Here is a 13,946-nt window from a genome sequence, read left to right as displayed (position 1 = left end):
TCAGGCCACCTCCATCGCAGGCCCCATCGTCGTCTTCACGTAGACAGTGTCGATGTTGAGCGGGCCCTTCTCGAGGTCCGCGTGCAGACGGCGAAGGATAACGTCGATGTTGTCCGAGATATCCTCGGCGGACATGTCCTCCGCGCCGACCCGCGTGTGGAACGTTCGCCGTTCCCCGCTGCGGAGCTGCACGGTGTTTTTCATGCGTTCGATGACCTCGACGACGTCGTCGTCGGGGTCGAGCGGTTCCGGCATCTTCCCACGCGGACCGAGGACGGTCCCGAGGTAGCGACCGATGTCCTGCATCATGCCCTTCTCTGCGATGAAGAAGTCAGTGTCATCGGCGAGGTCCTTGGCGGCGTCGTCATCGCCACCCAGTTCCTCGAGTTCGTCCTCGTCGAGTACGTCGTCTGCGACTTCCTCGGCACGGAGGGCGGTTTCGCCCTCGGCGAAGACCACAATAGTGGTCTCCTGGCCGGTGCCAGCAGGAAGCACGACGGACTCGTCGACGCGGTTCGACGGGTCGTTAAGATCTAAGTCGCGCAGGTTCACAGCGAGGTCGACCGTTTCGCGGAAGTTCCGCTCAGGTGCGTCCTCGAGTGCGCGCGAGACTGCGTTCTCTATTTCCTGATCTGCCATTGTTCACCTCCGTAGTACGCCAATCGGCTTCTACGGGTCAGTGAAACAGGCGGATGCCTGTCTCGTGCGGGTAGACGCCAATGCGACACTTAAACCCGTCGAACCAGCCCAAGGGCCGCTGACGGGCGTGTTTCCGGTTCTCAGGGACCAGTCGCTGGTGACGATCCCACCGACTGTGCAGTAGCTCACAGCGTCGAAAGCAAGGGAAAACACACGCCAGCCGCACAGCGGTCCGACTTACGCCTGTGCTTCGGCCGCGAACACGTCGTCGTACTCGCCCGCGTCGATGCGTTCCTTGAACTCGCGTGGGTTCTCGCCTTCGATGGTGACACCGAGGGAGGTGCACGTCCCGACGACTTCCTTTGCAGCGTTCTTCAGGTCGTAGGAGAGCAGGTCGGGATGCTTCTGCTCGGCGATCTGTTTGACCTGGTCGACGGAGAGGTCAGCGACGAAGTCCTCTTGTGGTTCGCCGCTGCCGGTTTCGAAGCCGGCCTCGTCCTTGATGAGTTCGGCCGTCGGCGGGACACCGACCTCGATCTCGAAGGAGCCGTCGTCGTCGTACTCGACGGTGACGGGGACTTCGGTGCCGTCGAACGCTGCCGTCTGGTCGTTGATTTCCTGTACGACTGCCTGCACGTCCACCGGTGTCGGGCCGAGTTCCGGACCGAGTGGCGGGCCAGGGTTGGCCTCCCCACCGGGAACGAGGACTTCGATAGTTCCAGCCATACATAGTGGAATCCTCGCGGCAGTTTAAAGGATTGCGTTTCACGGATCGCTGCGTGAGGCCTCCACACGCACGAACGCTCACCGTTTGGAACCAGCAAACAAGAGGTCAGCGCGGCAAAGAATAGAATCCCAGTCAGTTCAGGCGAACGTCACGCCGTGCCGCGCGAGGAAGTCGCTCGCGTCCTTGATTTCGACTGGGGAGCCGATTATCCGAATCTGTTCACCGTCCTGATGAACACTCACAGTGAACTGCTGTTCCAACTCCTCGCGAATTCCGTCGAGCGCACCGACTGGCAGCAGTATCTGCGTGCTGTCGCGGAACCGACTCGCCGCTCCCATTATCGACACATGACGGTGGATACCCTATAGGTGTGTCGAATTACATGAGGGTCGTTTGACCATTCTGAACGGCAGGACAACTGCGTCGACCCGGGCCGATGGGGTGGCGTCGGCGAGGGAGGAAAGCCTTATTCGGTGCGAGGGGCCGACATACACTTAATGGGGCTCGAAGAGGAGATTCAGGAACTCGAGGACGAAATCGCCAGCACTCCCTACAACAAGTCTACAGAGGCCCATATCGGTCGGCTGAAGTCCAAGCTCGCGGAGAAAAAGGAAAAGCTCGAACAGCAGGCCTCTTCAGGCGGCGGCGGTGGCTACGGCGTCGAGAAACACGGCGACGCGACCGTCGCGCTCGTCGGGTTCCCCAGCGTCGGGAAGTCGACGCTGCTAAACGCCCTCACTAACGCCGAATCCGAAACTGGAGCCTACGAATTCACCACACTCGACGTGTACCCGGGGATGCTCAAGCACAAGGGAGCGAACATCCAGATTCTCGACGTTCCCGGTCTCATCGAAGGGGCTGCTGGTGGTCGCGGTGGCGGCAAGGAGGTGCTGTCCGTCGTCCGGACTGCGGACCTCATCGTCTTCCTCATCTCCGTCTTCGAGATCGACCAGTACGACCGACTCAGCGAAGAACTGTACAAGAACAAGATCCGACTCGACCAGGACCCGCCGTGGGTCAACGTCCGGAAGAAGGGCAAGGACGGGATTTCGGTCAACACTGCCTCCGGCGTCGAACTCGACGACGAGACGGTCAAAGCCGTTCTGCGCGAGCACGGCTACGTCAACGCCGACGTCACCATCGGCGAGCAGATCGACATCGACCAGCTCATCGACGGCGTGATGGACAACCGCGTCTATCTGCCCTCCCTCGTTGCTGTCAACAAGGCCGACCTCATCGAGCCCGACTACCTCCCCAAAGTCGAAGACGAGCTCCGGGAGCGGGACATCGACCCCGACGAAGCAATCTTCATCAGCGCCGAGGAAGAGAAAGGGCTCGATAGCCTCACCGAACGCATCTGGGACGAACTCGGCCTGATCCGGATCTACATGGACAAGCCGGGCCGCGGTGTCGACCGCGAGGAACCGCTGATACTCCGCGAGGGCGACACCGTCGACGACGCCTGCGAGAAACTCGGCGGGAGCTTCGACGAGCGCTTCCGATTCGCTCGTGTGACCGGTCCAAGCGCCAAGCACGACGAACAGCAGGTCGGGCGCGACCACGAACTCGCTGACGAAGATATCTTGCGGATCGTCGCTAACCGCTAGGTTGTCGCGCGTCGGTTCTCGCGTGCACGCGAACAACTGAAAAGAAAGGGTCCCACGGAAGAACAATCCTGTGGAGGACCGCTACCGCATAGCGGAGTAGATGCGTTCATTGGTGTGGAACCCTGCTACCAACTATGGACCGCGGTCCCAGACGCCGTCTTATCGCCGTCGTTGTTGCCGGCCTCGTCCCCTGGACAGTGGTGCTAATTGGAAAGGAACTGACGCTCGTCTTCTCGTTTGGCCTGTTCAACACGAACCCGCCGGAGTTGCTCTCGGTCTACAGCTACTTCATCCGCTTTACCAGCGCACTCCCGCAGTTTATCGAATCGTGGGGTTCGGGCGTCCTGCTGTATGCCTTTGCTCTAGCCAGCGCCGTTGCCGGTGTCGTCTGGCGTGAGGATGTTCGGGTGACCGCCCTCGCACTCGCAGGTGCGGGTCTGACGCAGTTTCCGGTGTTTCTGGGATTCAACAGGCGGCTCAACTACGTGGCTGTCCCGGTCGGCTCCCTTGTCCTGCTTATCGTGGTCTGGTGGTACTACCTCCCGGCTATCCGAGCGGACACGGCGACGGAGTGAGCCGCGGTATCGAATCCGGACGGAACCACCTGTGGCGGTAGCCTTTTCGCTCGCTCGCACCATGTGCCGTGTATGTGGTCACTCGATCATACGATGATGCGCGTCGAGGATCTGGACGCGTCGCTGGACTGGTACCAGACGTATTTCGATTACGAGGAGAAGGGCCGCTGGGAGGCCGACACCTTCACGAACGTCTTCCTCGGTCCGGAGGACGTCCACGATGATGGTGCCCTGCTCGAACTCACGTACAACCACGACGGGCGCTCGTACACGATGGGTGACGCGTGGGGACACATCGCCGTCCGCTGTGACGACGTGTACGAGGCCTACGACGAGCTGATGGACGCCGGCGTCGAGGACTACCGCGACCCGGACTCCTGTGGCGGCTCCTACGCCTTCGTCACGGACCCCGACGGTCACGAGATCGAGATCGTCGAACGGGACCACGGCGCGAAGTGGTCGCTGGACCACACGATGATCCGTGTCGAAGACGCCGAACAGGCTATCGGCTGGTACACCCGAAAGCTCGACTACGACCTGTTCCGCCGCGAGGAGTTCGACGACTTCGCCCTGTACTTCCTCAAGCCCGAGGATGCCCCAGAAGAGGCGATGTCGGTCGAACTCACCTACAACTACGACGGCCGGTCGTACGAACTCGGCGATGCCTGGGGGCATCTCGCGGTTCGAACCGATGACCTCCATAGCGCGTGGGAGACGCTGATGGGTCGCCACGCCGAGGATTACCGCGACCCCGAGAGCTGTGACGACCGCTACGCGTTCACCAAAGACCCCGACGCCCGCGAAATCGAAATCGTGACCAACTGACGGCACTGGTCGGTACTAACCGTCTGTTCTAATCTATTCTCGCGCGGTAGCTGTCAGAAGGAGATTCGTCTACGGAGTCGTTCCTGAGCGAGCAGTGAGGATCTGTGAAGCCCTAGCGTCTCAGGCCAGCGATACCATCTCCGATACGTAGCTCTGGGCCGTCAAACGCCCGAATGCCGATCCTGTGCTATGACCTACAAGCTGCTTGGACCACATCTAATCGCCTCAGATGGCGTCTTTGGGGCTTGACTATTCATGACAATCAGATTTCCTAACCACAAAACATATACAACAGACACCTATCGTTTAGACTGTACCCCTACCCATGACGCCAGAAGTGAGTACGCCGGTTCGGTCTATGCGTGGCCACGGTGGCCGCGTTCCGACCAGGTGGAAAACTGCTGGGGTCGCCCGATAGCAAACACAAACTATGACAGGAAATTCAGACAAGGTTCGCAGCCTGTTCCTCACGGCGCTGATGGTCTTCTCGGTATTCGCCGGGACCATCGCGTTCTCCGGTGGCGCAGCAGCCGCCGCGAACGTCAGCGTCCAGCAGGCAGCAGAATACGATAGCGGGACAGTCGAATTGGCACTCAATGGTTCAACCGGTAGCCCAGTCACGACGGGAGACATCAACATCTACATCGACGGAAACGAGAACCCGAGCAACTACGGTGTCTCGTCAGTCGACACGACTGACGACGGGACAACTGGACGCCTCCAGTTCAGTCTGGACCAGGACGTTCAGCCGAACCGGAACCTGACCGTCGAGGTTTCAGGTCTCACCGGCGGTGACAACACGGTCGTCGCTGAGGACATCGACGTGACGTCCCAGACGATCGACGCCGACGATGACTCGGGCGACACTAACGCCTTCCGCGGTGAAGTCCTGGCTATCCGAGCCGACGGCGGCGAAGGTGACGCTGACGATGCTACCTCGAGTACTCAAATTGTAGTCGAGGACTCGAACGGCGCTGTCGTCACGCAGGACACTTACACAGCCAACAGCAAAGTCTACACCTACGAAACGGAAAACCTCGACACTGGTGAAGAATACGAGGTCACCGTTGGTGGTACTGCGGACGAAAACATCACCATCAGCAATCTCGATCTCAATGTGAACATTGACGACGATGTCGGCGACGGTGCCAACATCGACGACACGGACACGCTTGCGGTCAACGTCTCGACCACGCGTGGTGGCGAGCCGGCCAACGCAACGCTGTTCAACGAAGACGACGACAAGGTTGCCACGCAGATCAAGAGCCTGAAAGGTAACGAGAACGTCGTGTTCGACTTCGGTAACCAGAGCGCCGACGACAGTCCGTACTACGTCAAAGTGACGGACAACCAGACCGGCGTCTCCGCCGAATCCGACCAGATCAACGTCTCCGAGTCCGGTGAGGGTGACGCCAGCTTCGAGACTTCCACCGTGCAGGATGAAGTCGGTGACGTCACCAACATCACCGTCCAGATGGGTAACACCGAGAACGCCGTCATCAACGTCGGCAGCCAGAACGACGACAACTACGTCATCCAGGGTCAGCTCGAGGACGACAACGGTGACGGCGAAGTTACCGTTCAGTTCAACAGCTACACCGCTGGGACCGACAACAACAACACGGTTCTTACCGTCCCCGGTGACGACGACCTCGATGAAGTCGAAGAGAAGGGAAGCTTCACCGATAGTAGGAACAGCTTGGACGAAGATGTACTGGAACCACAATCCTACTCGATAAACGTGACCGCCGGGACCTCCCCGGATGTCACCAGTCCTGATACGGTTGGGACGCTACGTCTCAACGAGAATTCCGTCGAGAGTATGCAGACCTGGGTTGCACCGAGCGACGCAGATATCGACGACGAGGATATCGACATCTACGACCGCATCGGTGAGAACCTCACGCAGTCCGACGACGTCGCAGTCGAAGATGTCGTCGTCCACGAAATCCAGGCATCCGGTATCGAGGGTGCGCTCGAATACGAGCAGGAAGACAACGGGTCTTCCGACGTGACTGATGCGTTCATCGCAGCTGCCGACACCACGCCGGACCGTATCAACGACGACACGAGCGCCTCCGGCCTCCAGCTCTACGTCAACCGGACCGACGTCGGTGCAAACGCTGACGCAGATCCGATTAACTTCGCCAACAGCAGTAGCGCAGTGACCGTCGTCGACGACCCGGACAACAACACCTACTTCGTCGCCCTCGACACCGAGGACGTCGAGTTCGAGTCCGGTAACACGATCACTGAGGAAGAGGACACGGAAATCAACGCCACCTTCTCCGTGCAAGAAGGTCCGCTGACTGACGACTCTTCGAGCGAAAGCGAGCTCTACACCACGTCTGAGCGGAACGCGGAGCTGAATCTTGACGACGACGGCTTTGTCACCGTTGGCGCCGCCGCCGGACAGACAGTGAGCGGCGATACGAACGTCGCCCCCGGCTCCGAGCTCGAAGTCGAAATGGAGTCCGAGAGTGAGGCGAACCCATTCGTCGAACGACCGGAAGCAACTGTTGGTCCGAACGGCACGTACGTCGCTACGGAAGACTTCAGCGACTACTCCGCTGGAACGAACTTCACCGTCCAGACGCTGGACGTCGACGGTGACTCCGACTTCAGCGACGAGGAAGACGGCCGCATCGTCGAAGCCGATACGGCCACCGTGAGCATCAGCGATCAGGAGTCCGACGGTAGCGAAGTCGTCGTCGACAGCGCACAGCTGTCCAGTGGCGGCTTCATCGCTATCCACGCCGGTGACGCATCCGGTGACGTCGTCGGCAACTCCGAGTACCTCGAAGCAGGTACGTACAATGACCTCACGATCACGCTCGACGAGCCGATGGACGAGAACTTCACTGCGGTCGCAATGCCGCACCAGGACACCAACGGCAACGAAGAGTACGACTTCCCCGGCGATGACGGTCCGTACACCCAGAACGGCTCCGCCGTGACGGACAGTGCGAACGTGACTGTCTCCGCCGAGGAGCCTGAGGATACGCCTGAGGACACGCCTGAGGACACGCCTGAGGACACGCCTGAGGACACGCCAGAAGACACGCCTGCGGACACGCCTGAGGACACGCCGGACACTGGAACCGAGACCACCGAAGCGGAAGGTCCCGGCTTCACGGCAGCCATCGCGCTCATCGCGCTCGTCGCTGCTGCGCTCCTCGCTGTCCGACGCGACAACTAACCGGAACCACTCCGGTCCCTGAACACCGTTCTTTCTTTCGTGCGCGTACGTGAAGAGTGCAAACAGACTGCAGACCGACTCGGGACTCGTTGTTTACTCAGACACGATTCCGTCCGCTTCTGAACGGCTAACTGCCCATCGGCAGTCGTGACTGGATCACAGTCGAACGCTGGCCCAACGCGGCAGTAACCCAGCGCCTGCCGGACACCTCCTCGATGTCCGCCACTGCGAGGGTGGTTTCGGTAACGGTTTGGGACCCGTCCGTAGTCGAGTGATGGAACAACCGCCGGTCGAATCGGGAGGCGTGTTTCTCAGATCTGGTCCCAGGAAAGAGTCAAATAAATATCCAGAATAAGAGTACATACCATTTCAAAATAATTATTACCTGACAGCAATGTGTAATTTGGATGTAACCTTTATCCATAAAGCATTTACCGCACTTCGGGTAATGTACCGATACCCCTACCCATGACGCCAGAAGTGAGTACGCCGGTTCGGTCTATGCGCGGTCGCGGTGACCGCGTTCCGACCAGGTGGAAAACTGCTGGGGTCGCCCGATAGCAACACAAACTATGACAGATACAAACGAAAAAATCCGCAGCCTGTTCCTCACGGCGCTGATGGTCTTCTCGGTATTCGCCGGGACCATCGCGTTCTCCGGTGGCGCAGCCGCCGCCGCGAACGTCAGCGTCCAGCAGGCAGCAGAATACGATAGCGGGACAGTCGAATTGGCACTCAATGGTTCAACCGGTAGCACAGTCAATACGGGAGACATCGACATCTACGTCGATGGCAACAAGAACCCGAGCAACTACGGTGTCTCGTCAGTCGACACGACTGACGACGGGACAACTGGACGCCTCCAGTTCAGTCTGGATCAGGACGTTCAGCCGAACCGGAACCTGACCGTCAAGGTTTCAGGTCTCACCGGCGGTGACAACACGGTCGTCGCTGAGGACATCGACGTGACGTCCCAGACGATCGACGCCGACGATGACTCGGGCGACACTAACGCCTTCCGCGGTGAAGTCCTGGCTATCCGAGCCGACGGCGACACAGACAATGACGATGCTACCTCGAGCACGAAGATTGTGGTCGAGGACTCGAACGGCGCTGTCGTCACGCAGGACACTTACACAGCCAACAGCAAAGTCTACACCTACGAAACGGAAAACCTCGACACTGGTGAAGAATACGAGGTCTCCGTCGCTGGTGACGCGGACGAAAACATCACCATCAGCAATCTCGATCTCAATGTGAACATTGACGACGATGTCGGCGACGGTGCCAACATCGACGACAAGGACACGCTTGCGGTCAACGTCTCGACCACGCGTGGTGGCGAGCCGGCCAACGCAACGCTGTTCAACGAGGACGACGACAAGGTTGCCACGCAGGTCGAGAGCCTGAAAGGTAACGAGAACGTCGTGTTCGACTTCGGTAACCAGAGCGCCGACGACAGTCCGTACTACGTCAAAGTGACGGACAACCAGACCGGCGTCTCCGCCGAATCCGACCAGATCAACGTCTCCGAGTCCGACGACGGTGAGGCAAGCTTCGAAAGCTCGACCGTTCAGGACAACATTGGCGACGTTGTCAACATCACGGTGCAGGTTGACAACACCGAGGACGCCGTCATCAACATCGGCGACGAGAACGACGACAACTACTACATCCAGGGCCAGCTTGAGGACGACAACGGTGACGGCGAAGTTACCGTTCAGTTCAACAGCTACACCGCTGGAAACTACAGCGATAGTACGGTTCTCAGCGTGCCTGGTGACGACGACATTGACAACATCAAGGAGGGTGGCGACTACACCCGAGGTAGCCTGAGTGGAGACACGCTCGAAGCAGGCTCCTACTCGATGAACGTGACCGCCGGGACCTCCCCGGATGTCACCAGCCCCGACACGGTTGGAACGCTCCGACTCAACGAGAACTCCGTTGAAAATATCCAGACGTGGGCTGCACCGAGCGACGCAGATATCGACGACGATGATGTCGACATCTACGACCGCATCGGTGAGAACCTCACGCAGTCCGACGACGTCGCAGCTGAGGACGTTGTCGTCCACGAAATTCAGGCATCCGGTATCGAGGGTGCGCTCGAATACGAGCAGGAAGACGGAAGTGCCTCTGATGTTACTGAGGCGTTCATCGCAGCGACCGATACCACGCCATACCGCATCAACGACAGTGACGCGACGACGTCCGGTCTTCGACTCTACGTCAACCGGACCGACGTCGGTGCAAACGCTGACGCGAACCCGATTGACTTCTCGAACAGCAGTGACGCGGTAACTGTTGTCGACGACCCGGACAACAACACCTACTTCGTCGCTGTTGACACGAGCGATGTTGTGTTCGAAAACGGCAAGACGATTGTCAAAGAAGAAGACACGCGCCTCAACGCTACCTTCTCCGTCCGAGAAGGTCCGCTGACCGACGACCGGAACAGCGACAGCGCGATCTACACCACGTCCGAGCGCGACGCCACACTGGACCTTGACGACAGCGGCGTCGTTACGGTCTCGGCCGCCGCTGGTCAGGAAGTGACCGGTGAGACGAACGTCGCACCTGGCTCCGAGCTCGAAGTCGAGATGGAGTCCGAGAGTGACGCGAATCCGTTCGTCATCCGTCCGGAAGTCGACGTCGCCACTGACGGTACGTACACCGCCACGGCTGACTTCCAGGACTACTCCGCTGGAACGAACTTCACCGTCCAGACGCTGGACGTCGACGGTGACTCTGACTTCAGCGACGAGGAAGATGGCCGTATCGTCGAAGCCGACACGGCTACTGTGAGCATCAGCGAGCAGGAATCCGACGGTAGCGAAGTCGTCGTCGACAGCGCACAGCTGTCCGAGGGTGGCTTCATCGCAATCCACGCCGGTAACGCATCCGGCGACGTCGTCGGGAACTCCGAGTACCTCGGGGCAGGCAGCCACGAGGACATCACGGTTACGCTCGACGAGCCGATGGACGAGGACTTCACTGCGGTCGCGATGCCGCACCAGGACACCAACGGCAACGAAGCGTACGACTTCCCCGGCGATGACGATCCGTACACCCAGAACGGCTCTGCCGTGACGGACAGTGCGAACGTGACCATCGTCGAGGAAGAGCAGACTGAAGCACCGGACACGGAAACCGAAACCGAAGCACCGGACACGGAAACCGAAGAGGAAACTGACGCACCGGCAACCGATGAGCCGGCAACCGATGAGTCCGAGACCACCGCCGCGGAAGGTCCCGGCTTCACGGCAGCCATCGCGCTCATCGCGCTCGTCGCCGCTGCGCTCCTCGCCGTCCGACGCGACAACTAACCGGAACAGCTCCGGTCTCTGAACACCGTTCTTTCTTTCGCACGCTACGTGGGTAGCGGCGGCACTGCCGATAGGTCAATCTGACGACGACACCGCACAGTAGCGCAACGACAAAACATATACGCCGGTTTGGCTAACGTACGAGCAATGAGTGAGACAGTCCTGCAAGCAGGCGTCGACATCGCTGGACTGTCGTTCGACCCGGTCACAGTCTCGGAGCCGCTGATGTGGCTCGTTCTCGCGGCGTTTCTGGGAAGCGTGGCTGTCGCCCAGTACGACGAGCGACTGGCCCGTCCCGTCGGAACAGTCGGCTGGGCTTTGTTCGCAGCATACTGGCTCGTCCTGGCCCCGCATTTCATTCTGATACAGAAGAGCGTCGTCGAGGGATTGGGGAGCGTCATCGCCGTCCCCCTGTCGCTGTACACCGGCTATCTGCTCTGGAACGGCCGCGAGTCGCTGCTGGTGTTGACCCGGGCAATCGGCCTCATGGGCGTCATCTACGTACCGTTTCTCACCATCGGGCCGCTCCGCCAGACCATCATCGAGATCGTCACCGGGCAGGTCTCCTTCCTCATGACCGTACTGGGCTACGACCCGGTGGTAGTCGACGGGCTCTCGCACAACGGCATCGATATCGCCTCGAAGCAGTACCCCTACGAAAACACGTTCTGGTTCGGCGGGAACGAGCGGCCGATAACGTACACCATCATTCTGGCCTGTACGGGTATCGGGAGTATATCTATCTTCGCCGGCGGAATACTGGCGGTCAAGGCGCCGTGGCGGCGGAAGCTCCGCGTGCTGGTCGCGGCTGTCAGCATCATCTACGTACTGAATCTGATTCGGAACCTCGGAATCGCGCTGGCTTTTGGCCTGCAGAAGGCGCAGTTCTTCCCGGGAACGGTCATGGCGCTGTTCGGCCTCAGCGACGCACAGCTGGTGTCCTACTACATCGTCGACCGGATTCTGGCGCAGTTCGGCTCCGTCATCGTTCTCGTCGGGCTGACGTGGGTGCTGATGCGGGAGCTACCGGAACTCACGGTCATCGTCGAGGACCTCCTCTTCCTGGTGACTGGCACGGAGTACGACCTCGGAACGGCGTTCGAAAAGAACCAGTCGGAGTCGGGTCCTGCAACGCCTGGTGACGACTGAACTGCGTCGGGAGGAACGGCCGTTATTCTAATTCTGCTCCAGCAATCGATTCCAGTGCGTCAGCTTCGAGCGGGTGGAGCGAACCGGGAATGACGAGCAGATGTAGCGGCTCGCCGAATGACTGTGCGGCGAGAGCGTCGAGCGTATCGGCGGCCACCAGCGGGTCCGGGCTACCGGCTCTGGCCACGACGACGCCGAGCGTGTCGGGGAACGGCTCGGATAGCATGGCGGCGGCCTTGCTGGCAGTCATGTACGTGTCGTCACTCTCGTCCCAGTGGGGGTCGTCGACCTTGATGTCGAGATAGACTAGCGTGTGCAGGTCCCGCTCCCGGTTGTCCTCGATGGTGGCGACGACGCTATCCGGGACGCCGTCACCGCCGTGAGCGTCCTCGAACGGGAGGGTCGTCGCCTTCCCGAAGCGGTAGTTCTGTAAGCCAGTCAGTGAGCCGGCGGCCGTCTGGGCTGTCGTTCCGTGGACGATTCGGGTTTCGATACCGCGGTCAGCAGCGCGGAGCCGGAGGTCGGTGTGTGTCGTCGAGACCATCGTATCCCCGGCAGTACAGAAGACGACATCTTCGCTCTCGGCGGCTTCGAGAATCGGTTCGGGGTCCTGCTCGATGCCGGCGCGATCCCTGACTTCGATACTCGTCTCCAGTACGTCCTCTAGCGTTTCGAGGTCGGTACCAACCAGCCGACTCGTGTAGAACTCCGCGAACACCCGGTCGGCGTCTCGGATGGCGTCGCGGCCGGCGACCGTGACCGAGCGCTCGTCGTAGAGGCCCAGCCCGACGAATGTGAGCATATCCGGAGTGGGTCGCCGTCGGGCATAAAGGGCGCGAAGCGTCAGGCTTACCGCCCGCGGTCGGAGAGTGTGAGTATGGGCGTTCCCTGCGTTCGCGTTTCCCGCGAGGCCGGCGAAGAGACGCGCCAGCGCCTCGCCGAGGCAAACCTCGTCGACGACGGCTACGACATCACGGTCGTCGACGGGCAGCTATACGTTCCCGTCACCGACCCCGAAGCAGTGCCGTCGGACTTCGTCGTCGTGGAGGCAGACCCGCCGGTCCGCGAAGGCCAGACGATGCCGGCCGACGGACTCGACTTCGACCCGAGCTACGAGCGCATCGGCGACGTCGCGATTGTCGACGAGGACGACGCCGACCGGGCGCGGGCGATTGCCGACGCGATTATGGATTCAGACCTGCCCGTGCGAGCGGTGTTGAACCGCGCGTCGAAGATCAAAGGCGAACAGCGGGTCCGGGACTGGGACGTACTCGCTGGTGAGGGGACGGAAGTCACCCACCGAGAGTACGGCTGCACGTTCGACCTCGACCTCGCCGAGGTGTACTTCTCGCCACGGCTGGCGACAGAGCGCCATCGTGTCACCGAACAGGTCAGCGAGGGCGAGCAGGCCTTCGACATGTTCGCGGGCGTCGGCCCGTTCGCGATTCCGTTCGCCAAACGCGGCGCGACCTGCGTCGGAACAGACATCAACGAGACGGCAATCGAGTACCTCCGGGCGAACGCACAGCGCAACGGCGTCGCCGACCGCGTGACGGGCATCTGTGGCGACGTACGAGAGGTCGCCGGAGAGTACGAGGACTGGGCCGACCGCGTCGTGATGAATCTGCCCCATAGCGCCGACGAGTTTCTGGAGACCGCCGTCCGCCTGGCGGCTGACGACTGTGTCTTTCACTACTACGATATCCAGCACGAGGACGACCTGTTCGGGCCCGGCGAGCGAGCGATTCGGGCGGCTGCGGAGCCGGCCTACGACGTGACGGTCGAAACGCGCCACACCGTCCGGTCGTATGCCCCGAAGGAACACAACGTCGTGCTCGACGTTCGACTGACGCGCTGAAACGAACAGTTATGTTCATTCGTCTGATGGTGGGGAAT

The 13,946-nt window shown here is 60.5% G+C and carries 11 protein-coding genes; 7 read left to right on the top strand and 4 right to left on the bottom strand.

Going from position 1 to position 13,946, the window contains the following annotated elements; translation table 11 throughout:
- The 3 genes from HAH_RS09680 to HAH_RS09670 all read right to left on the bottom strand — a co-directional run bounded on the left by HAH_RS09680 (position 1) and on the right by HAH_RS09670 (position 1,704).
- A complete protein-coding gene (locus tag HAH_RS09680; RefSeq protein ID WP_014040758.1) occupies positions 1-639 on the bottom strand; it encodes a 50S ribosomal protein L1 in 639 nt (212 codons plus the stop codon).
- 237 nt (positions 640-876) lie between these two features.
- Positions 877-1,365 carry a 50S ribosomal protein L11 gene (locus HAH_RS09675; RefSeq protein ID WP_004591731.1) on the bottom strand — a complete coding sequence of 163 codons (489 nt, stop codon included), beginning with the start codon at positions 1,363-1,365 and terminating at the stop codon, positions 877-879.
- Positions 1,366-1,503: 138 nt separating this feature from the next.
- Positions 1,504-1,704: a VNG_1110C family protein gene (locus HAH_RS09670; protein ID WP_044951920.1), complete on the bottom strand. Its 201-nt coding sequence runs from the start codon at positions 1,702-1,704 to the stop codon at positions 1,504-1,506.
- Positions 1,705-1,863: 159 nt separating this feature from the next.
- Here HAH_RS09670 and HAH_RS09665 point away from each other — a divergent pair, with 159 nt between their 5' ends.
- The 6 genes from HAH_RS09665 to artA all read left to right on the top strand — a co-directional run bounded on the left by HAH_RS09665 (position 1,864) and on the right by artA (position 12,050).
- Positions 1,864-2,973 (top strand): OBG GTPase family GTP-binding protein, encoded by a 1,110-nt coding sequence (locus HAH_RS09665; protein ID WP_014040756.1) that lies wholly within the window; start codon positions 1,864-1,866, stop codon positions 2,971-2,973.
- A gap of 134 nt (positions 2,974-3,107) precedes the next feature.
- Entirely contained in the window at positions 3,108-3,548 is a 441-nt protein-coding gene (locus HAH_RS09660; RefSeq protein WP_014040755.1) for a TIGR04206 family protein, read from the top strand.
- A 72-nt stretch (positions 3,549-3,620) separates the two neighbouring features.
- Positions 3,621-4,373 carry a VOC family protein gene (locus HAH_RS09655; RefSeq protein ID WP_014040754.1) on the top strand — a complete coding sequence of 251 codons (753 nt, stop codon included), beginning with the start codon at positions 3,621-3,623 and terminating at the stop codon, positions 4,371-4,373.
- A 430-nt stretch (positions 4,374-4,803) separates the two neighbouring features.
- On the top strand, positions 4,804-7,572 hold the full coding sequence (locus HAH_RS09650; protein ID WP_014040753.1) for a DUF7282 domain-containing protein: 2,769 nt from the start codon (positions 4,804-4,806) through the stop codon (positions 7,570-7,572).
- A gap of 572 nt (positions 7,573-8,144) precedes the next feature.
- On the top strand, positions 8,145-10,901 hold the full coding sequence (locus tag HAH_RS09645) for a DUF7827 domain-containing protein (protein ID WP_014040752.1): 2,757 nt from the start codon (positions 8,145-8,147) through the stop codon (positions 10,899-10,901).
- 147 nt (positions 10,902-11,048) lie between these two features.
- Positions 11,049-12,050: an archaeosortase A gene (artA, locus tag HAH_RS09640; RefSeq protein WP_014040751.1), complete on the top strand. Its 1,002-nt coding sequence runs from the start codon at positions 11,049-11,051 to the stop codon at positions 12,048-12,050.
- A gap of 22 nt (positions 12,051-12,072) precedes the next feature.
- Here artA and dph5 read toward each other — a convergent pair whose 3' ends face one another.
- Positions 12,073-12,852 (bottom strand): diphthine synthase, encoded by a 780-nt coding sequence (gene dph5, locus HAH_RS09635; protein ID WP_014040750.1) that lies wholly within the window; start codon positions 12,850-12,852, stop codon positions 12,073-12,075.
- A gap of 75 nt (positions 12,853-12,927) precedes the next feature.
- Here dph5 and HAH_RS09630 point away from each other — a divergent pair, with 75 nt between their 5' ends.
- Entirely contained in the window at positions 12,928-13,908 is a 981-nt protein-coding gene (locus tag HAH_RS09630; protein ID WP_014040749.1) for a class I SAM-dependent methyltransferase, read from the top strand.
- Positions 13,909-13,946 lie beyond the last annotated feature (38 nt).

The sequence above is a fragment of the Haloarcula hispanica ATCC 33960 genome (assembly GCF_000223905.1).
Lineage (GTDB): Archaea > Halobacteriota > Halobacteria > Halobacteriales > Haloarculaceae > Haloarcula > Haloarcula hispanica.
The sequence above is the reverse complement of the archived record's forward strand: the minus strand, read 5'-3'. Positions and strand labels throughout refer to the sequence as shown.